18 protein-coding genes are annotated in these 19,046 nt (G+C 66.0%); 6 read left to right on the top strand and 12 right to left on the bottom strand.

Annotation, left to right across the window (positions count from 1 at the left end; genetic code table 11):
• Positions 1-53 precede the first annotated feature (53 nt).
• Positions 54-1,007, top strand: coding sequence for a hypothetical protein (locus KCQ71_RS23600; RefSeq protein ID WP_223411125.1), 954 nt, complete (start codon positions 54-56; stop codon positions 1,005-1,007).
• Positions 1,008-1,020: 13 nt separating this feature from the next.
• Here KCQ71_RS23600 and KCQ71_RS23595 read toward each other — a convergent pair whose 3' ends face one another.
• From KCQ71_RS23595 to KCQ71_RS23540, 11 genes are all read right to left on the bottom strand, one after another.
• Positions 1,021-1,599: an arsenate reductase/protein-tyrosine-phosphatase family protein gene (locus KCQ71_RS23595; protein WP_223411124.1), complete on the bottom strand. Its 579-nt coding sequence runs from the start codon at positions 1,597-1,599 to the stop codon at positions 1,021-1,023.
• A 45-nt stretch (positions 1,600-1,644) separates the two neighbouring features.
• Entirely contained in the window at positions 1,645-3,225 is a 1,581-nt protein-coding gene (locus KCQ71_RS23590; protein WP_223411122.1) for a tyrosine-protein kinase domain-containing protein, read from the bottom strand.
• 189 nt (positions 3,226-3,414) lie between these two features.
• The gene (locus KCQ71_RS23585; protein WP_223411111.1) at positions 3,415-4,632 is read right to left on the bottom strand and encodes a glycosyltransferase family 4 protein; all 1,218 of its coding nucleotides are present in this window, start codon (positions 4,630-4,632) and stop codon (positions 3,415-3,417) included.
• Positions 4,629-5,312, bottom strand: coding sequence for a glycosyltransferase family protein (locus tag KCQ71_RS23580; RefSeq protein ID WP_223411109.1), 684 nt, complete (start codon positions 5,310-5,312; stop codon positions 4,629-4,631). The genes KCQ71_RS23585 and KCQ71_RS23580 overlap by 4 nt, the downstream gene beginning before the upstream one ends.
• Positions 5,313-5,661: 349 nt before the next feature.
• A complete protein-coding gene (locus KCQ71_RS23575) occupies positions 5,662-6,426 on the bottom strand; it encodes a D-glucuronyl C5-epimerase family protein (protein ID WP_223411100.1) in 765 nt (254 codons plus the stop codon).
• 146 nt (positions 6,427-6,572) lie between these two features.
• Positions 6,573-7,733 carry a glycosyltransferase family 4 protein gene (locus tag KCQ71_RS27985; RefSeq protein ID WP_504739610.1) on the bottom strand — a complete coding sequence of 387 codons (1,161 nt, stop codon included), beginning with the start codon at positions 7,731-7,733 and terminating at the stop codon, positions 6,573-6,575.
• A complete protein-coding gene (locus KCQ71_RS23560) occupies positions 7,723-8,856 on the bottom strand; it encodes an O-antigen ligase family protein (RefSeq protein WP_223411092.1) in 1,134 nt (377 codons plus the stop codon). Before KCQ71_RS23560 ends, KCQ71_RS27985 begins: the two co-directional genes overlap by 11 nt.
• A gap of 115 nt (positions 8,857-8,971) precedes the next feature.
• Complete coding sequence (locus KCQ71_RS23555; protein ID WP_223411090.1) at positions 8,972-10,168, bottom strand: lipopolysaccharide biosynthesis protein; 1,197 nt, start codon at positions 10,166-10,168, stop codon at positions 8,972-8,974.
• Between the two features lie 77 nt (positions 10,169-10,245).
• Positions 10,246-10,890 (bottom strand): acetyltransferase, encoded by a 645-nt coding sequence (locus KCQ71_RS23550; protein WP_223411088.1) that lies wholly within the window; start codon positions 10,888-10,890, stop codon positions 10,246-10,248.
• Positions 10,883-11,500 carry a sugar transferase gene (locus KCQ71_RS23545; protein WP_223411086.1) on the bottom strand — a complete coding sequence of 206 codons (618 nt, stop codon included), beginning with the start codon at positions 11,498-11,500 and terminating at the stop codon, positions 10,883-10,885. The genes KCQ71_RS23550 and KCQ71_RS23545 overlap by 8 nt, the downstream gene beginning before the upstream one ends.
• On the bottom strand, positions 11,497-12,654 hold the full coding sequence (locus tag KCQ71_RS23540) for an aminotransferase class I/II-fold pyridoxal phosphate-dependent enzyme (protein ID WP_223411084.1): 1,158 nt from the start codon (positions 12,652-12,654) through the stop codon (positions 11,497-11,499). The genes KCQ71_RS23545 and KCQ71_RS23540 overlap by 4 nt, the downstream gene beginning before the upstream one ends.
• A 349-nt stretch (positions 12,655-13,003) precedes the next feature.
• Here KCQ71_RS23540 and KCQ71_RS23535 point away from each other — a divergent pair, with 349 nt between their 5' ends.
• The 3 genes from KCQ71_RS23535 to KCQ71_RS23525 all read left to right on the top strand — a co-directional run bounded on the left by KCQ71_RS23535 (position 13,004) and on the right by KCQ71_RS23525 (position 14,720).
• Entirely contained in the window at positions 13,004-13,387 is a 384-nt protein-coding gene (locus KCQ71_RS23535) for a cold-shock protein (RefSeq protein WP_223411073.1), read from the top strand.
• A 23-nt stretch (positions 13,388-13,410) separates the two neighbouring features.
• Complete coding sequence (locus KCQ71_RS23530; protein WP_223411071.1) at positions 13,411-14,235, top strand: DUF3027 domain-containing protein; 825 nt, start codon at positions 13,411-13,413, stop codon at positions 14,233-14,235.
• A gap of 149 nt (positions 14,236-14,384) precedes the next feature.
• Complete coding sequence (locus tag KCQ71_RS23525; RefSeq protein WP_223411069.1) at positions 14,385-14,720, top strand: hypothetical protein; 336 nt, start codon at positions 14,385-14,387, stop codon at positions 14,718-14,720.
• 120 nt (positions 14,721-14,840) lie between these two features.
• Here KCQ71_RS23525 and KCQ71_RS23520 read toward each other — a convergent pair whose 3' ends face one another.
• Positions 14,841-16,604, bottom strand: coding sequence for a nucleoside-diphosphate sugar epimerase/dehydratase (locus KCQ71_RS23520; RefSeq protein ID WP_223411067.1), 1,764 nt, complete (start codon positions 16,602-16,604; stop codon positions 14,841-14,843).
• 254 nt (positions 16,605-16,858) lie between these two features.
• Here KCQ71_RS23520 and KCQ71_RS23515 point away from each other — a divergent pair, with 254 nt between their 5' ends.
• Positions 16,859-18,091, top strand: a complete 1,233-nt coding sequence (locus KCQ71_RS23515) for an MFS transporter (protein WP_223411065.1) — start codon at positions 16,859-16,861, stop codon at positions 18,089-18,091.
• Complete coding sequence (locus tag KCQ71_RS23510) at positions 18,088-18,999, top strand: 2-phosphosulfolactate phosphatase (protein WP_223411063.1); 912 nt, start codon at positions 18,088-18,090, stop codon at positions 18,997-18,999. The genes KCQ71_RS23515 and KCQ71_RS23510 overlap by 4 nt, the downstream gene beginning before the upstream one ends.
• The last annotated feature ends 47 nt before the right edge of the window (positions 19,000-19,046 follow it).

Genomic DNA, 19,046 nt, shown 5'->3' with positions numbered 1-19,046 from the left:
TGGGGCCGCCTCCACGGGCGGCCGGTTGCCGCCCTCACCTAGGATCCACAATCATGCGATGGCTCCAGGAGAACCGACTGGCCGCAATCGCCCTTGCCACGCTCGTGGTGCTGAACGTCATTCTGATCGCCTTGCTGTTCCGACCGCGGACGCCGCCGAGCGCCGACCCCTACATTCCGCCGACCCAGCCCGAGCCGACCACCACCGCGCCGGAGCCGGTGCCGTCGACGACGACCACTGCGCCCGAGGACGAGCCCACCACCGCCGCGCCGGTCGAGCCGGTCCCGGCGCTCCGGCTCCTCACGATCGCCTCCGTGGAGATCGGGTGGCGGGCCACGGTGGGTGACTGCGAGACCCCGGGACTGGTGGAGTTCAGCGGCGACGGTGGCCAGACGTGGGCAACCACCGATCCGGGCCTTGCCCCGGTCGTCCGGCTCAAGGCTCTGGCCGAGACGACCGCGTTCGCGATCGGTGGCGCCGAAGACTGCGAGCCGTCCTTCACGATCACGGCCTCCGCGGGGGCCGAGTGGGAGAGCCAGGACAACGAACTCCCCGGCGCCTGGTACCTCGAGCCGGCGGACCGGAACGCCGTGCACGGCCCAGGCGGCACCGCGGCGCCGTGCACGACGCAGGTCGTGGATGTGGCCGGCCTGACCAACACCCAAGCCGCGGTGCTGTGCACGGACGGCGCCGTGCACCTGACCGGAGACGCGGGCGCGACCTGGGCGGCGGCGGGCAACCTGGCCGGAGGAGTGGCCCTGGCCCCTCAGCTCAGCAGCAACGCCGACAACCTCGGCTACCTGTTCGCCTCGCTGGAGGAGGGGTGCGACGGGGTCGCGGTCAGGTTCGTCACCGAGGACGTCGCGGGGCTCACCGACACGGCCGCCTGTGTTCCGGTGCCGGACGCCCAGCCGGGCGCCGTGGCCCTCGCCCTCAACGAGGACGTCGCCTGGCTGTGGGCCGGCGAGCAGGTGCTCGTCTCGGCCGACGCCGGCACGACCTGGTGACCGCCAGTCCGGCTCACTCGCCCCGGGCGACCCGCACGATCGTCCGCACGGCCGGCTCCAACTGCTCGAACGCCTGCCGGTACACCTCGGGCGACTCCCGGTAGGGGTCGATCACGTCGTCCTCCTTCGGGTCGTGCGGCTGGCCCTGCCCACGCATCACCGCGGCCATCGGCGTCACTGCAGCCAAGCGCTGTCCCTGGCTCAGCCCGGCGGGAACCTTGCGCAGGTCGATGATCCCGAGCGCCCGGGCATACTCCCGCAAGGTGAAGGTGCGGCGCACGGCTCCGGGCCACAGGTCCACGGCCGCGCCCCGGTGCTCACGCGTCATGGTCAGCACGAGATCCGCCTGACGGACCGCGTTCTCCGTCACCTGCCGCGCCGCGAAGTGGTCGGGGTTGGCCCCGGCTTCCTTGACCAGTGGCCCCATCGGTGCGGAGATCGGCTCCCCCACCATCGCGTGCGTGCCCGCGCTGCGTACGTAGACACTCGCGTCGAGCCCGGCGGTCAGGAGCCGTTCGACGGCGGGGGACCGGCAGATGTTGCCGGTACAGATCACGAGGACGGCGAAAGGGAAGTGCTCGGGTCTCGTCATATCGATGTGCCTGTGCCTCGGTAGAACGCTGCGGTAGCCGTCTGGCTAGCGCTGGCCGGTGCCACGTCTAGCGTCGGTGCTGGCGCGCCGAGGGGGGATCGTCGGTGGCGGCGCGGCTCCCGATGAGCTCGTGGTGTGCGAGCCACTGGCGACGGGTTGAGGGTCCATGACGTCGGCTTGCGTGGTCCGTGGGGAGGACTCCAACTGGGGCGTCGGCCGCGGGTTGCCTCGCCTGCCGTGGCCCTTGCCTCGTTTGCCGCGTGTGGCGTGTGACGCATATGTGGACCGGTAGTCATATTCGACGTAGCTTCCCGCGTGCGCTTTTCGTACCTTGTTCAACACCAGACCCAGGAGCCGGGTGTCGACTGCTTCTAGTGACTCGAGCGAGTCCTCGAGCTGGCTCAGGTGTAACTCATCGCTCCCGATCACTACGAGCGCTCCTCCAGCCTTGCCAGCAAGAACGGCACTGTCTGTTACGGGGAGCAGGGGTGGCGCATCCAGCAGAATCACGTCGTACTCCTGGGCGGCAGACTCCATGAGCGTCTCCATCGCCCCCGAACCGAGCAGTTCACTCGGGTTCGGTGGCACGCGTCCGGAGGGCAAGACATGGAGATTCCCGGCACCCCATGGCTGAACCACGTCAGCGAGCTGAGCACGACCTATCAGGACTGTTGTCAATCCGACCCGACCTTCGAGTTGCATGTACTTTGCGATCTGTGGTCGCCGAAGGTCTGCGTCGACCAACAGAACTCGTGTGCCCGCCTCCGCCAACGCGATCGCGAGGTTGATGGATGTGGTCGATTTGCCCTCACCGGGTAGGGACGACGTGATGACAATCGAATGCGAGCGATCCGCGATGTCCAAGAACTGAAGGTTCGTGCGCAGTCGACGGTATGCCTCGGCCCGAGCCGAGTGCGGATCGGCTTGGACGATCAGTGGATGGGCCGATGCGTCGCTGTCGAAACCGATCGTGGCGACGATCGAGGCATCTGTGACCCGTGACACGTCCTCCTCCGTTCGGACCTTGGTGTTCATCACCTCCCGGAGGATCGCGAGCCCGACCCCGAGAGCGCCTCCAAGGAGAAGTCCCAGCAACAGGTTCCGCGGGACGTTGGGAGAACTTGGGGCGACGGGCACGGTCGCTGAGGAGATAGTTGTTGCACGAACCGATTCGATGCCATCCGGTCCGCTCGGGGACAGTGCGGCGACCGCATCGGAGAGTTCAGAGCCGATGGCGTTGGCAATGTCGGCTGCTCGACTTGGGCTCTCATCTGCCACAGAGATCTCGATGATGACCGTTCCAGCGGGCACGGTTGCCGTGATCTGCTGGGCCAGTGCGCCTACGGTGGTGTTCAGTCCCAGTTCGTCGATCACTGGCGCGAGGACGATGGGAGCGACGGCTACCTCGGCATACGACTGGACCTGCTTCTCGGCATACGTGGAACCCTGCACCAGGTCGCTCACGGATCCACCGCCTTGGACCGCGAAGAAGATGGTGGTCCGAGCGGTGTAGTTCGTCGGAGATAGCACCGTGACGATCGACGTCATCGCGAGAACGACGAGCGTCACGATCGCCACACTCGTCCAACGCTTTCGGATCAGTGTCAGGTAGTCCCGCAGATCCACGAATTCTCCAAGCACACTGGGTTGCATCCAGCCAACCCGGCCATGACATCACCCCGGCCGGACGATACGTCCGCTCATACTACGGGGTGCGGGCACGGCCCACCGTGCGGGCTGATGCCGTGACGGTTTTGAGGCTGTCCAGGTCCTCGAGGACCGGGACTCCGTGATGGGCCGATGGTGGTCCACCGGTCATGCACTTCGATTCAGGACATCGCGGTATCGGACCGCGAGAGTTGAAATTGAGTGCTCCCGAGTTGCGTGGTCGCGAGCCTTGGTCCCCAACGCGTCGCGTACTTCGACGGGCATGGAGATGATCGATCGCATCGCCTCGGCGATCGACGCGGAGTCGCCCGGGCGTGCTATGACGCACGCCCCCGATCGGGTGCCCGGATTTTCGACCTGGGGTCCGGCGTAAATCAGTGGGCGACCAGCAGCAAGGTAATCGATGAGCTTGTTCGGACTGAGACCGTACTTGAAGACTGGCGCATCGAGGAGGTGGAAGATGGACGCGGTGGACGCGCTCATGCATGCAAGGGCTACCGGCTTGGGCAGTTGGCCTGTGAAGTGGACATTGGTGGAGCCCAGTTTTGCCACGAGCTCTTCAAGACTGCGACGCTCTGGTCCGTCCCCGAGCACAACGAGGTCGGCGCCGCGGGACTCGAGGCGAGTGGCTGCGACGACCACCGCCTTCACGCCATTCGCCCGCCCGAGTGAACCCGCGTAGACGAAGACCGTTCTACCCTTGCTACCCAGATCATCGATCATTCGTGAGACGCGATGCGACCGCTCGTTCGATACCTCGTCGGATAGGACCGCCCCGTTTGGGATGTGCACGTACTGGCGGGGGTGGAGGTTCCGCGAATCGAGGTACGACCGCATCAGTGGGGGCACCCCGACCGTGACTGCCGCAGTACGCACGAGCTTTGCCTCGATCGCGAAGAGCGAACGGGCGGCAACCCCTTCGCGGTCCAACGATCCGAGGTCGATCAGAGTCTCGGGCCAAAGGTCGCGAACCTCATAGATGAATGGGACGCGCAAGCGTCTCGCGAGGATGGCGGCGGCGCAGGCTGCTAACGGGTGAGGAGAGGACCCGATCACGATGTCAACGCCGCTCAGGGATTTGCGACACAACGCTGCCCGCGCCCCAAACCAGACCATGTCGAGAATTCTGCGCAGGCCGTTCCCGCGGTAACCCGGTGTCCAGAGTGGGTGGATGCGAACGCCATCGTGCACCGAGAGTGTGTCTCGGTGCCCATGCGGAGCCTCCTGGGCGAAATGGTTGAAGGAACCTGAGAGAATTTCGACCGAGTCGCCCGCTGCCGCCCATTCTCGCGCCAGGTCCAAGTGGCGGGAGCCACCACCCGCGCCCGGGGGGACCACGTACTGGTTGACGAGGGCGATCTTCATCGGGCGTCCCTGGTGCACGCCGTCACGATCCTATCGAATTGGATCGACTCGCGCTCATGGGCACGCGCCCATTGCTGGTTCGCTTCCCGTGCGGCGAGTGTCGTCGGCTGAATCGAGCGAAAGGCCAAAGTGAGGGATTCCAGGACAGGTTCTCCGAGAATGTCGACATCCGCGCCTTCGACCAGAAGTTCTCTGTACGCTGGAATGTCACTCAGAAGGACGCGAGCACCTAGTGCGATCGCCTCGAGTACGGATGTCGAGCGCTGGTCTGCTGCGGGGATCGAAACGACACCGTCAACTCCGGCGAGGAGTGTGTGCAGTTCCGACCGCGGCTGCATCGGGAGGATGGTGACTCCATCGCTGTCGGACGGTTCGTACTCGGTGGCATCCGTTCGCCTCGTGTCGATCACGAGGAGGTGGAGATCGAGCCTCGTTCGGCGCGCTTGCCGGAATGCCTCAAGGACAAGGTGATGGCGATAGACGCCGCCGACGCCGCGTGGGGCTAGCACGACGGTCGAGTTGTGGTCTGCGGTCGTTGTTCGTTCAACCGTGCGCCGCGCCGCGGTGTGGTCATGCTGCCGCAGCGCGGCGTCGGAAACGCCCCAGGAGATGACGATGAGTTCCGGAGCCGAGGACGGCCAGAGACTCCGCAGTGTCTCCGCCATGTCGTTCGATGTCACCAGTGCGACGTCGGCCCGCCGGAGAATGAAGCCTCCGATCCAGGAGCGCCACCGCGAGCGTCGAGCAGCCTCAACCTCGCTACCCCAGGGCACAACAACGGTCCGTCGAGACCGGGGTAGGAGCGCACCCAGGAGTCCGTGGGCGCCCATGGACTGGAATACCGTCACGGCTGGTCTCGGACTGAATCGGCCCTTGAGTGCGCGCCAGGGGAGCATCCACCATGACACGGCGCTGCGGCCAAAGGTCAAAGATGCGAGTTCGACCTCCCAGCCCCGTGACGTGAATGCGCGCACCCAAGTCTGCGTATGTGGTGATCGCCGCGGCGCGACGAGCCGTACTGTTCGCGTGTCACGTCTCATGCCGTACCTCGACTGGGACCAACAGCCGCTCAACAGCAAGCACTGCTAGGGCCTTCCATCTGTGGGGGCGGGACGTGCGGTACTGCTGGAAGCGGGTTGCGTACTCAGCGAAGTCCTCGGTGTACAGGTCGTCGAGGACCCGCAGCAAGGAAACATGGAGGCTGTGGTAATCGGGCGAACTCGGTGCGCCCGATCGGAGGTCGTAGCGCGACCAGTAGCCCAGATCCCATGCTGGCAACAATGAGGACAGTCGGCGCGCCGCTGCGGCGCCAGCCTCTCCTCCGAAGGTCCGCTCGAAGTCCCAGAGCCCGATCAGTGCGAAGCAGGCGCCGTTCAGGATGTACGGAACTGGTTCGACCGGGCACTCCTCGAAGAATGGTGCGCCTGCGGCGTCGAATACCGAGCAACCGCCTGCGGTGGTCGGCAGCATCATGTGATCGTGAGCGCGACGGACACTGGCCTCGATCGTGACGCCGAGCGCGGCGCTCGTGAGTACCCCGGCGGACCGGGTCAAGGCAGAGATCGCCAGTCCCTGGGCCATGCCGGAGGACCATCCCGGGCGTGCTCCGTATCTCGGCACGGCCACGGGGTAGCGCCACGAGCCATCTGCGCACTGAGCCTCTATGAGGCTACGAACGGAAGCCTCGATGATCTTGACCTCCGAGGGCCCTGGAGTGGTCTGGAGCCGGGCAAGCAGGGCGAAACTGGTCGCAACCGGATGAAGCCAGGGCTCGCCATCCTCCTGACCGACCATCACTGCACCACGGGCGTCAGTCGATGCCGCGAGGCTGCGCCAGTCCAGCGGGTATCGCGCTGTCCAGGTATCGCGCGGAAAGAGCGGATAGTTGCGGGCCCGAGTCCCTCTCGTAGCCTTCAGGAGGAGGCGTGGCCACCGACTCGTCACGAGTGCTCTCCGTCGATGGTGTCCGCGTAAATGGCCTCGAGAACATCGACCGTTGCATGGATGTCGAAGAGCCCGAGGACGTGACGCCTCCCTGCCCTACCGAATTCACGCCGCAGGTCTGCGTCCACGATCAACGAGCTGATGGCCTCGGCCAACTGGGTGGCCTCCGCTGGGTCCACGAGCCGACCGGTTCGTCCGTCTAGCACAGTGTCCTTCAGTCCTCCGACACGGGTCGCGACAACCGGCTTCTCCATCAGTGCGGCTTCGATCATCGTATACGAGGCGGATTCGCTCAGGGATGGGTTGCTCAGAATGTCAAGACCTGAAAGGACGTTCCGCATGTCGGTCCGGTGGCCTAGGAATTGAAGTCTGTTCGTCGAGACGAGCTTCGACGCTCGCTGTTGCAGAGCGCGGCGATAGCTGCCGTCCCCGCTGAACTCGTCGCCTACGACGAAGAAACGAACGTCCCTAAAACGTTCTGCAAGAATCGCTGCCGCATCAATGAACGTCTCGTGTCCTTTCACGCCGACATCTCTGAACGCGCGCAGAGTCGTTGGATACATGTGTGCAACCATGCCGACAGCAATATCGGATCTATCCAAGGAGAACTCTTCGCGAAAGGGTGAAGGCGTGTCCGAAGGTGCAAAGTTCTCCGTGTGGCATCCGTAGAAATTCGTTCGAACATTACGTGCACCGATTCGCCGGTACGTCTCCGCAAAGTCCGTGCACGATGCAACCAGTGTCGTATCCCACCGCAGGGTGGCGCGATCGATTGCGGACAGCAGTGTGCTCTTAAGGTGGACAGTCCCTGCCACCTGTGAGATCAATACGGGGCGCGACCGCCCGCGCAGAATCATGCGGCATGTGATCATTGTCTTGTACAAATGAGCGTGCACCACGTCGAATTCTCCATCGCGGATCAATCTCACCAAATGCCTATATGCTCTCCAAACGCGCCACCAGTCTCGTGGTCGGTATCCCCGAAATGGGATCACGTGTACCCGCATGCCGAGCGCCTCGAGTTGATCCTTCAACGGGCCGTCGTTCGTGACAACGGTTTCAACGTGGTGGCCCCGATCGGCCAACTCCGAGACCTGATCGATGAACCATCCGCCACCCGTCGCGGTTCCACTGATCTGGAGAATTCTATAGGTCACGGGTCCTCCCAGGATCGGGCTTCACGAACGGCGCGGTCAACAGTGCCAGGAGCATGATCGTCGGGATCGGGCTCAGAAGCGGCTCGCCGAAGAATGAGCAAACCAGCGCGGCCGTCAACGTGAGGAGGCGTGTCCAGGCGGACCCCGTTGGGTCCTGGCGAGACTGCCTCACAAGCCGCACGCAATATCCGCCGATCCACGCGATTACTATGGCGAAGGTGATCGCACCGGCTCCCAGTAGAAGTGTCAAATAAGCGTTGTGGGGAAACGCGAGCCCGTCAGGCGCACCATACTCGACCAGTGCGGGGCGGATCGAGTGGAAGCCAACGCCAAGTACCGGGTTGTCGCGAGCGATGGCTAGCGCTGCTCTCCACAACTCAAGCCTGACCGAGGACGAAGGATCCAGGCCGCTCCCAGCAGTGGTGTACGTGACGCGGTCTTGGACCGCCATCGGAAGGTTCGCGTAGCCAATCAGGAGTACTGGTAGGAGTAGGAGGAATGCCTTCCGCTTGCCCACGAGCACGTGCAGCAGAATCGCGCCTGCGGCGAGGTATGCGCTCCGCGAGAATGTCAAGGCGAGCGCTGCGGTGCAGAGCGTGACGGCGAGTACTGGTAGGAGGCGCCGTTCGTTTCGTAGAGTCCGCCCGACGCCGGCCCCAATTGCGATGGCGAAGACAAGACCGAGTGTGTTGGAGTTGATCCAGTTCGAGTTCTCATAGATGAGCGCCCAGGAGTTGGCGCCTCCACCAATGACTCGGGGACCAGCAAAAGCAATGAACGCGATCGCGAGGATTGATGTCGCCACGAGAATCGTCGACTCAACTACACGGAGGTCGCTTGCCGATCGGTAGTAGCTGGCGGCTAAGCAGGCCGTCAGTGCAACCAGCCCTACCAGCGCCAGAGGTGCTACCTCGGCTCGGTCAGAGAAGAGCGCTGTCACCAGTGTCGTCAGGACAAGCCAAGTTGCTAAGAGCACCGGACCCGAACTCGGCGGACTTCCCGTCGTGCTCCTACGACGTAGCGCGTTGAGGAGGACCCCAGCGCCGAGCATCGGAAGGCCGACGTATGATAGGAAACTGGAGGCGCCGGCCAAGGGCGTCGTGAGTATTGTCGCCGTCAGCACGGCGATGGGCCATCCCTGCGAAGGTCGCGGCCCCATGCTCGGACTGTCGGGCAGATTTGGACGCCAGATCGCCCGAGTTCGGTTGCGACTGCCCCCTTGAGGATTTCCTGCCGAACTACGCATTCGCTGGTCTCCGTGCGTATCCGATAGAGAACGTGACCGTCATTGTGACGTAGCCAGCGGCTATAGCGATGGCGGCGCCCGTAGCGCCGAGGTGGGGCGACAGGATGAGTTGCACTGCCACTGAGAAGATGACGGCGAGTAGGCTTCCGAGTACGAGTGTGGCGTAACTCTCGGTCGCCAAGAGATGACTCTGGAGCACGCGTGCGAACGCAAATGCAACGGCTCCGGGAAGCATCCATTGAACGAGTGTGGAGGCGTCCGCGTAGTCCGCCCCATAGAGGAACGGTACGACGATAGGTGCGAGGAGACCGAGCGCAATCGCTCCGAGTGCTGTGATGAGAGAGACCCTGAGCGCGTCCTGCAACGGTCTCGCTGAGCCGCGGTTCTGTGCCGCATAGCGGGGGAGAAGGACGAGGCCGGCAGCGACTGGAAGGAACAAGAGGGCGTCGACCAGTGGAGTCGCAACCGCGAGGAGGCCAGCAGCTCCGCTCGATCCGAGAGCTTGAACAAGTGGCGCGTGTACGCGAAGGAAGACCATCTGCAGTAACGTGATTGCGGTCATGCGGCTGGCGCTGGCAGCGACTCTGCTGGCGGCGTCTCGAGATGGCCTTCTAGCCGCACCTCGTAATGAGGTCAAGAGCACCATTGCACTGAAGACATAGCCGAGAGCGAAAGCTGCGAGGTATGCGCCGAGCGACGTGACGCCGGCGATTGTGAGGCCCGCGATTCCTATCACATAGGCGGAGACGGTCCCGACGGTGGAGGCGACCCAGACGCGGTAGCGCCTCATTCCGAGGGAGCAGTTGCTGAGGAGCTGGCTCAGGACAATGACGGGAATGGTCAGAACCGCAATCGCTGCCTCCAAGGGCTGGAGGCCGGCGATGGGCACTTTGAACATGAGCAGCACAAGCGAGACTGGCACGCACGCACATGTGACGAGCGCCGAGCGCCTGATCGATGAGTAGAGGACGGCGCTGCCGTCGCTGCCGCCCGCAGACCGTAGGGCGGCCGTCTCGAGGCCGGCAGCGCCCACGGACGCCAGAAGGGAGACGAGCGTGATTGAAACAGACAGCACGCCACGAGCCGGCACCTCGAGGGAGCGAGCCAGGAGGACGCCACCGACGAGAGAGACGCCGAGTGTCCCGAAGCGGGAGATGGTGACCAACCCGATGGCGTGCCCGGTGCTCAAGGGTGCCCTTGAGCCTTCGGCCGAGGCTCGGACGCCCACGGACGAGTCCGTGGAGCGGCGGGGAGAGATGGGACGCTTCATACGGCGGGTACGCCCTTGACCGTGCGTCCTGCCGAGACGTCACGAACAACGCACGCTGCGGCGCCCACGATCGCCTCCGCGCCGATCTCGAGACCTTGAAGCACTGTGGCGTTGGCACCGACAAGCACTCGATCGCCTATGAGGCAGTCGCCGGAGATGACCGCTCCGGGATTGATGGAGACAAAGTCAAGGAGACGGGCGTCGTGACCCACTGTGGCATTCGGGTTGATGTGGACGTGCTCGCCGAGTGTCACATTGTTTGAGATCTGCACACCGGCGCAGACGATCACGCCGCGGCCCAAGTGCGTGGCGTGGCCCACGGTTGCTGACGGGTGCACGATTGTCGCCGCGCTCTCGGAAGACGGGTCTGTCCGCGAAACCACGTCGTACCGAGTTCGAGGGTCGCCGATGCCGACGACATAGTGTGCCGAGCCCTGGTACTCCGACCATCGAGCGATGGGGCCGAGGTAAGGCACTCCGATACCCGCGAGTTTCTCGAGACTCCGTCCGTTCGGACGATCGTCCATCACGCCGAGGAGTGGTGGTAACGCCATCGGGTCGGCGGCCCGGATATCGAGGATCACGTCGATCGCCTCCCGACCGAATCCAGAGGCTCCGAAGACCACGGTTCCGTCAGCCATGCGTGCGCGGCCCTTCGTCGAATCGGCTCGAGGTCGCATGCCCAGGTTCGGAAACTCCCCGTCGACGTATAACAAGGTACAGCGTCCGCACGGCGATGGACGCGTCGAGGAAAGCCGACATGCGCTCGACATACTCCACGTCAAGCTCCATCCGTCTGGTCCATGGTACGGCGTTTCGGCCAGCCAGCTGGGCAAATCCGGTGATTCCGGGCCGAACGTCGTGCCGACGTCGCTGATCGTTGGTGTATAGCGGTAGGTACTCCGGCAGAAGCGGGCGTGGCCCGACGATACTCATGTTCCCGACTAGGACGTTGTAGAAGCTCGGCAACTCGTCGAGACTGGTCTCGCGCAGGATTCGGCCGATTCGCGTGATCCGAAGCGCGTCCGGTTCGTGCTCATACACTGGGTCGCGCATGGTTCGGAACTTGACGAGAACAAATTCTTCCTCGGCGAGTCCCGGGCGTGGTTGCCGAAAAAGTACCGGGCGACCTTGGGTCGCTGCCAGGAGGCAGGCGAGTGTGAGTTGTAGTGGCCCAGTGAGAACCAGAGCCAGTGCGGACAGGATGACATCTCCGAAACGTTTGATCGGTGCGTATCGGCTGGACCTCATGTTCTTCGGCCACCCTCCAGAAACCTCTCGACCGCCGTACGTATCCGTTGGGTGTCGGGCGGTCCGAGAGATGAACCGCTCGGTAGGGAAAGTCCGCGCTCGAAGAACGACTCACTGGTGCCATCGACGTAACGGTCGTTGCTTGCGAATACGGGCTGGAGATGCATCGGCTTCCAGATCGGGCGAGCTTCTATATCGGCGCCCTCCAGGTGCGTGATGAGGTCGTTAGCGCTCCAGCCAGCGGTCTCGGTGTCAACCACGATTGTCGTGAGCCAGAAGTTGTCCTGAGTGGTTTCGCTGCCGTTTGAACCATCGGGTCCACCAAAGACGCTCACTCCAGGGACCTCGCGAAACATTTCACGATACATCAGGCGGTGAGCTCGACGCCGCTCTATCATCGCGGGCAGTCGGCGCAATTGGCTACTTCCCAATGCGGCGAGCAGGTTCGAGAGGCGATAGTTGTATCCGATATCGACGTGCTCGTAGTGTCGAGTGGGCTGGCGCGCCTGGGTCGCAAGATACCGGACACGTTGTGCTATGGCGCCATCGTCAGTGAGCAATGCTCCGCCGCCGGAAGTAGTGATGATCTTGTTGCCATTGAATGACACCGCGGCGGCGTTGCCGGTCGAACCCGCACGCCGTCCTTCTCTCAAAGCACCCAACGATTCTGCTGCATCAGTCAACACGGGGATCGTGAACTCGTTTGCGATATTGCCTATAGATTCGTGATCTGCCATCTTTCCAAAGAGGTCAACCGGTAGGATTGCGGCTACCCGTCGGCCGCGATGCTCCTGGTCTTCGATCGCATGTCGAAGGATGGCAGGATTCATGTTGCCTGTCCTGTCGGCGTCAACGAACACTGGCCGGGCACCCGTGTACACGATTGCGTTGGCCGTTGCTGCGAACGTCAACGTCGAGGTGATCACCGAGTCTCGTTCCCCAACGCCGAGCGTGAGTAGTCCCAAATGGAGCGCGGCGGTCCCGGAAGACAATGCGACGGCATGCTTCCGTTCGGTGAGCGCGGCGAGGTCGCTCTCGAACTCGTCGACGTGCGGCCCGAGCGGCGCGATCCAGCCGGACCGGAGCGCGCTGAGGACCGCTGCCTCCTCATCCGCGCCGACGTCTGGCGGCGACAGATGGATGCGGGCGTTCACATCGCTCTACCCTGGCCGGAGGGACCGTGGGCCACCTTGCTCAGGTTCGGGTCTCCATGCATCGCGTACATCGGAAGCTGTGGTCCTTCCCGTCTAGACTCCCCGAAGGTCTATGGCCCCCATCTGTGGTGGATGCGGAGTGGGGCCCTCATTTTCAGGCTACCGCTCACCGGGGAGGTCGCATTCCTGGGCGCGCCCGGTTCGCAGTACGGGCGTCCACCCGGGCAAGGACGTCATTACGGCATTGGCTCGGTGTCGCCGGGGCGTCCGGGTAAACTGGGCTCCGCACCATGTCTGCGAGCGCACTTCGGCGCGCCCGCACTACGAACCAAGAGAGTCAGGGATCTTCGTGCCCACCGGCAAGGTCAAGTTCTTCGACGCCGACCGCGGCTTCGGCTTCATCGCCTCCGACGACGGCGGCGAGGTCTTCCTGCACGCCTCCGCGATGCCCCCTGACACCCCGGCCCCCAAGCCCGGCACGCGTCTGGAGTTCGGTGTTGCCGACGGCCGCCGCGGCCTCCAGGCGCTCTCGGTGCGGGTGCTCGACGCCGCCCCGTCCGTGGCGCGGGCCCACCGTCGTCCCGCCGAGGACATGGGCCCGATCGTCGAGGACCTCATCAAACTGCTCGACCGCGCCGGCAACAAGCTCCGCGCCGGCCGCTACCCGGACAAGGCCGAGGCCACCAAGGTGGCCCAGATGCTGCGCGTCGTGGCCGACGAGTTCGACGCCTGAGACCCATGACGGAGACCTTCACTGTGCCCTCAACCACCACCAGCGCCCGCCGGCCCGCCAAGGACGCCGTCCTTGCAGCCGCCGTCGACCAGGCCCGCGAGGCACTGCTCGAGGGGGGTGCGAAGGACGTCGGCGACCACCTCGGCATGGTGCTGGAGGCGGATCGGCTAGCGACCCACTACTTCGCGGCCACCTCGCCCGGCTACGAGGGCTGGCGCTGGTACGTGACCATGTCCCGGATCTCGCGGTCCCGGACCGCGACCATCTGCGAGAGCGGACTCCTGCCTGGCGACGGTGCCCTGCTGGCCCCCGCCTGGCTGCCCTGGGCGGACCGCCTGGCGCCCGGGGACCTCGGGCCGACCGACCGGCTCCCGTACGTGGCGGAGGACGAGCGGCTCGAGCCGGGCTACCTGGCCACCGGGGACCCGGAGGAGGACCGGATCGCGATCGCGGAGCTGGGTCTCGGACGCGACCGGGTGATGAACCGCAAGGCGATCGATGCCGCGGCCAGCCGCTGGTACGAGGGCTCCCAAGGGCCGGACACGGCGGGCACCAAGGCCGCCGGCGCGAACTGCGCCGAGTGCGGCTTCATTGTGCGGATCGCCGGGTCGCTCGGCACCGTGTTCGGGGTCTGCGCCAACGAGTGGTCGCCCGACGACGGCAAGGTCGTCGCCCTCGATCACGGCTGCGGTGCCCACTCCGAGACCGATGTCCCGGCGCAGGGCCACGAGTGGCAGCAGAGTGCGCCACACCTGGACGAGACCGACATCGAGGTCGTCGCCATCGAGCAGTCGGCGCCGAGTGGGCCCGACGCGGAGCCGAAGCCCGAGGAGGCGCCGGTCGACTGAGTCACCTCGACCGGCAACACGCCGGTTGGTGATTCACCCGCTCAGTGTGATACGGAGGGCTCGCCCGGACGGGGGGGCTGGGGTAGATTTGATCGTGCAAGCCACATTTGTGGACACACGCGCCTTACCCCGTCTAAAGGAGCCTGAATATGAAGAAGACCTTCCGTCTGAGATTCCGAATTGCCGCCGTCGCTGCTGCGACCGCACTCGGACTCGTTGCCGTCGGACCAGCGGCCATCGCTGCCACGCAATCCGACGACACCGTCGCCACGGGCTGGGGCGACGAATTGATCCGCAACGGTTGGGGCGACGAGCTCATCCGTGCGGGCTGGGGGGACGAACTGATCCGCAACGGTTGGGGCGACGAGCTCATCCGTGCGGGCTGGGGGGACGAACTCATCCGCAACGGTTGGGGTGACGAGCTCATCCGCGCAGGTTGGGGCGATGAGCTCATCCGCAACGGCTGGGGCGACGAACTGATCTGACCTGCGGGTCGCGGGCTCGTGTGGACATGTCCTCTTGGATGTGTCCACACGAGCCCTTTCGTCTTCTGGTCGCCGCTCGGTTCTGCCCCTGAGATGGCCTGGTGCCCCAAGCGACGGTGACTAGCGGGCGCGGTGCTCGACGGCCTCCGTTGCGGCAGGTGACTGGACCGCCGGCAGGCCCTCCGGCGCCAGTGGCGGCACCGGGACGTGCGTGATCAGGGGATGGAACGGCCGGACGTCGGCTTCCGCCCGGCCGATGAGGACTTCGTGCATCTTCTCGCCGTCGCGAAGCCCCGTGAACGTGATCTCGATCCGCTTCCCGGAGTTCGCGATCATGCGCTTGGCGACGTCGAGGATGCTGACCGGTTCACCCATGTCGAGGACGAGGACCTCGCCGTCGCGTCCGATCGCGGCGGCCTGGATCGTGAGTTCGCACGCCTCGGGGATCGTCATGAAGTAGCGCGTGATCTCGGGATGCGTGACCGTGACGGGCCCGCCCTTGGCGATCTGCGCGCTGAACGCATGGAGCATGGATCCGCGGGAACCGAGCACGTTGCCGAACCGGACCGAGAGGTATGTGCCATCGGCCCGCGCCGCCTGCCATGCCGTCAACTGCTCCGCGATCCGCTTCGTGTGGCCGAGGACGCTGCTCGGATCTGCTGCCTTGTCGGTGGAGATGTTGACGAACTGCCGTACGTCGTACTCGTCCGCGAGCCGGAGCACATTGAGGGTTCCGAGGACGTTGGTCTTCCATGCCTCCTCCGGATACTGCTCGAGCATCGGCAGGTGCTTGAGCGCTGCCGTGTGCAGAATGACCTCCGGGCGCCGGGCCGCGAACACCTTTCGCAGCGCATCCTCGTCACGGATGTCGCAGAGCACCACGTCGGGCGTGTCGAGCAGGCCCCGCCCGTAGATCGAGAGCTGGACGCCGTGCAGCGCGGACTCGTCGCGATCGAGCATGGTCAGTTCGGCAGGGCCGAACCGGTGTACCTGCCGCGCGAGCTCGGAGCCGATCGAACCACCCGCGCCCGTGATCAGCACCCGACGCCCGGTGAGGTAGCCGGCGATCGAGTCGATGTCGGTCTTGATCTGACGGCGCCCGAGGATGTCGCTCACCTCGACCTCCCGGACGTCACTGAGACGGACGCGCCCGCCGATCAGGTCGGTCAGGGGCGGCAGCACCAGGAACTTGAGCCCGCCACCCACCACCACGTCGGAGATCTCCCTGATGGTCGCTGCGTCCGCGTTCGTTACGGCGAAGATCACGGTGGTGGCGCCGGTCTTCGCCGCGACATCGAGGAGGTGCTCACGGCGGCCGAGCACCGGCACGCCCACCAGCCTGAGATTCCTCTTGGCCTTGTCGTCGTCGATGAACCCGACCACCCGGTACTGAGTCGCGTCGTCGGTAGCGATCAGCCGGATCAACTGATGCCCGGCATCCCCAGCCCCGTAGATGAGCACCGGCTTGTTGCGCACCCGGGAGTTCTTCTGCCAGCTCGTGCTCGCCCGATACATCCAGCGGCCCGCGCCCATGAATAGCAGTGCGATGGGCGGGGTCAAGACGGCTACGGCGCGGGGAAACGATGAGCCGAGCAGCACCACGAAGGTGATCGCCAGGAGCGCCCCGACGGTGACGGCGGTGACCGCCATGCCGATCGACTCGTCGAAGCTCGCGGTCCGGTAGCGGCCGCGGTACAGCATGAGCGCGGTGCCGACGCCGATCTGGAGCACGCAGGTCGCAGCGACGTACCAACCGACCGAGGCCCAGAGGTCATCGGGCAGGGTGAAGTCGTACCGCGCCCCGACCACGAGTAGTACGGCGGCCGCCCAACTGAAGCAGTCCCAGACGGCACGCAGGGCCCTTCGTCCCCACACCGAATTCATCGGCTGATCTCATTCCCCAAATGTCTGACGATCGACAATGACTAGTGACTGGAATCGAGCGTGAGCCGACGGGCATCGGCACGCGATCCGCAGCCTGTCTGCCCCGGTCCCCAAACTAGGCGCGCGCGCGTGGGAGCGCACCCCGGGCGCCCGGCGTCATGGCCTCAGCTCGGTCCGTTGGGATTCGACGCACTCGTCTTGACCACTGACCGCCCGTGCGCCGGCCCCGACGGGTGCGAGACGATGACCCCGCGATGAAACCCACCCCCGACCACATCACGTCCCTGCGGACGATGATCCCCGGCGTGTACCTGCCGTCGTTGCTGTTCGAGATCGGCGTCGGGGCGATGCTTCCGCTGATCGCAGTGACCGCCATCGGCCTCGGAGCGGACCTGGCCACCGCGGCCCTGGTGGCCGCGCTGCTGCCGATCGGGCAGATCCTCGCCGACGTCCCGGCCGGGATGCTCGCGGCCCGGTTCGGTGACCGAAAGGCCATGATCGGCTCCTCGATCGTGGCGATGGCCGGGATGGCCACGATCGCGCTCGCGACCAACCTGATCGTGATCGGTGCCGGCGTGCTGCTGGTGGGGGCCACGAACTCCGTGTACACCCTCGCCCGGCAGTCCTACCTGACCGAGGTGATCCACCCGCTGCGCCGGGCCAGGGCGCTGTCCACCCTCGGCGGGGTCGCCCGGATCGGCCTGTTCATCGGCCCGTTCGCCGGCGCCGCACTGATCCACGGAGGCGCGGACACCGCGAACGCCTACTGGCTCGGGGTGGGCACCTCCCTGGCCGCGGCGATCGTGGTCGTCATCGCCCCGGAGGTGGCCCACGAGCGCACGGTGGCCGCCCGCGACGCCGCGCCGCGCCGCCCGATGCGGGCCGTGCTGCGTGAGTACCTGCCCGTGTTCCGCACCCTCGGCGTGGCCGTGCTGCTCATCGGCGCGGTCCGGGGCGCACGCCAGACGGTGCTGCCGCTGTGGACCGAGCACCTCGGCTTCGAGCCCTCCGCGACCGCGCTGGTGTTCGGGATCTCCGGCGCCGTCGACATGCTCCTGTTCTACCCGGCCGGCAAGGTCATGGACCGGTACGGCAGACTCTGGGTGGCGATCCCGTCCATGCTCGTCATGGGCGCCGCGATGATCGCCCTGATCTTCACCGACACCCTCGTCAGCGTCAGCATCGTGGCCATGATCATGGGGTTCGGCAACGGCATCGGCTCCGGCATCCTGATGACGCTCGGCGCGGACACCGCGCCGCCGGGCGAACGCGCCCAGTACCTCGGCATCTGGCGGCTGTTCTCCGACTCCGGCAGCGCCTCTGGCCCGCTCGTGGTCTCCGCCGGGACGGCGCTCGGGTCCCTCGCGGCCGGGATCGGGGCGATGGGCGCCCTCGGCGCCGTGGCGGCGCTCGCGCTCTGGCGCTGGGTGCCCCGCTGGTCCGTGCACGCGAACCGGGCCACCCGCCGTCGGGCCGGGATCCTGTGAACCGGTCCGACGCTGCCGACTCGGCGCACACCCAGGCAGGCGCTCGGGTCCGCTTCGAGTGGGGCCGGGCCGGCGCGGCGCTGATCCGGCCGGGCGAGGTCGCCGTGGTGGTGGACGTGCTCAGCTTCAGTACCGCCGTCTCGGTGGCCGCCGACCGTGGCATCGAGGTGCTGCCCTACCCGTGGGCGCGCGCCGACGCCGCCGAGCACGCCAAACGCCACGACGCCGAGCTCGCGGTCCGCCGGGGCGAGGCGGGACCGGGACAGGTGAGCCTCGCGCCGGGTTCGCTGCGCCGGGCCGAGGGGCTGCGGCGGGTGGTGCTGCCGTCACCGAACGGCGCCACGATCTCCCACCACCTGCAGTCCGCGGGCGCGCAGGTGCTGGCCGGCTGCCTGCGCAACGCGGCCGCGGTCGGTCGATGGGCCGCGGCCCGGGGCGTCGGGGTCCTGGTCATCGCGGCCGGCGAGCGGTGGCCGGACGGCACGCTGCGCCCCGCCGTGGAGGACCTCTGGGGCGCCGGTGCCGTGATCGACGCCGTCGCCGAAGCACTGCCCGACGGCGGTGGTGCGGCCGCGTCCGTCGGTGCGCCGGGCGCGTGCTCACCCGAGGCGCAGGTGGCCCGCGACGCCTACCGCGCGGCGCGCACGGCTGCTGCCGACTCCGGCTGGCCGCGGCTGCTGGCCGATCTCGCCAGCGGCCGGGAACTGGTCACCGCCGGCCACGGCGAGGACGTGCGCATCGCCGCCGAGGTGGGCGCCGGTGACGCGGTCCCGCTGCTCGTCGGTGCGGTCGCCGAGGGCCACGGGTTCATCCCAGCGGATCCGGTTCCCATGACGCGAACCGTCGATGGTCCTGCACGCGACCCGCACTTCGAGTCAGGCGAACGAGGCGCCCGGCGATTCCGCTGACGCGACCTGCGGGTAGTTCCTGGCGCGACCCGCACTTCGGGTCAGCC

The sequence above is a fragment of the Occultella gossypii genome, from assembly GCF_019947135.1.
Lineage (GTDB): Bacteria > Actinomycetota > Actinomycetes > Actinomycetales > Beutenbergiaceae > Occultella > Occultella gossypii.
The sequence above is the reverse complement of the archived record's forward strand: the minus strand, read 5'-3'. Positions and strand labels throughout refer to the sequence as shown.

Coding starts and splice junctions, on each gene's coding strand:
- KCQ71_RS23525 (WP_223411069.1), top strand. CDS start 14,385: ATGAAGAAGACCTTCCGTCTGAGATTCCGAATTGCCGCCGTCGCTGCT.
- KCQ71_RS23600 (WP_223411125.1), top strand. CDS start 54: ATGCGATGGCTCCAGGAGAACCGACTGGCCGCAATCGCCCTTGCCACG.
- KCQ71_RS23585 (WP_223411111.1), bottom strand. CDS start 4,632: ATGAAGATCGCCCTCGTCAACCAGTACGTGGTCCCCCCGGGCGCGGGT.
- KCQ71_RS23545 (WP_223411086.1), bottom strand. CDS start 11,500: ATGAGGTCCAGCCGATACGCACCGATCAAACGTTTCGGAGATGTCATC.
- KCQ71_RS23575 (WP_223411100.1), bottom strand. CDS start 6,426: ATGGTCGGTCAGGAGGATGGCGAGCCCTGGCTTCATCCGGTTGCGACC.
- KCQ71_RS23520 (WP_223411067.1), bottom strand. CDS start 16,604: ATGAATTCGGTGTGGGGACGAAGGGCCCTGCGTGCCGTCTGGGACTGC.
- KCQ71_RS23515 (WP_223411065.1), top strand. CDS start 16,859: ATGAAACCCACCCCCGACCACATCACGTCCCTGCGGACGATGATCCCC.
- KCQ71_RS23550 (WP_223411088.1), bottom strand. CDS start 10,890: ATGGCTGACGGAACCGTGGTCTTCGGAGCCTCTGGATTCGGTCGGGAG.
- KCQ71_RS23595 (WP_223411124.1), bottom strand. CDS start 1,599: ATGACGAGACCCGAGCACTTCCCTTTCGCCGTCCTCGTGATCTGTACC.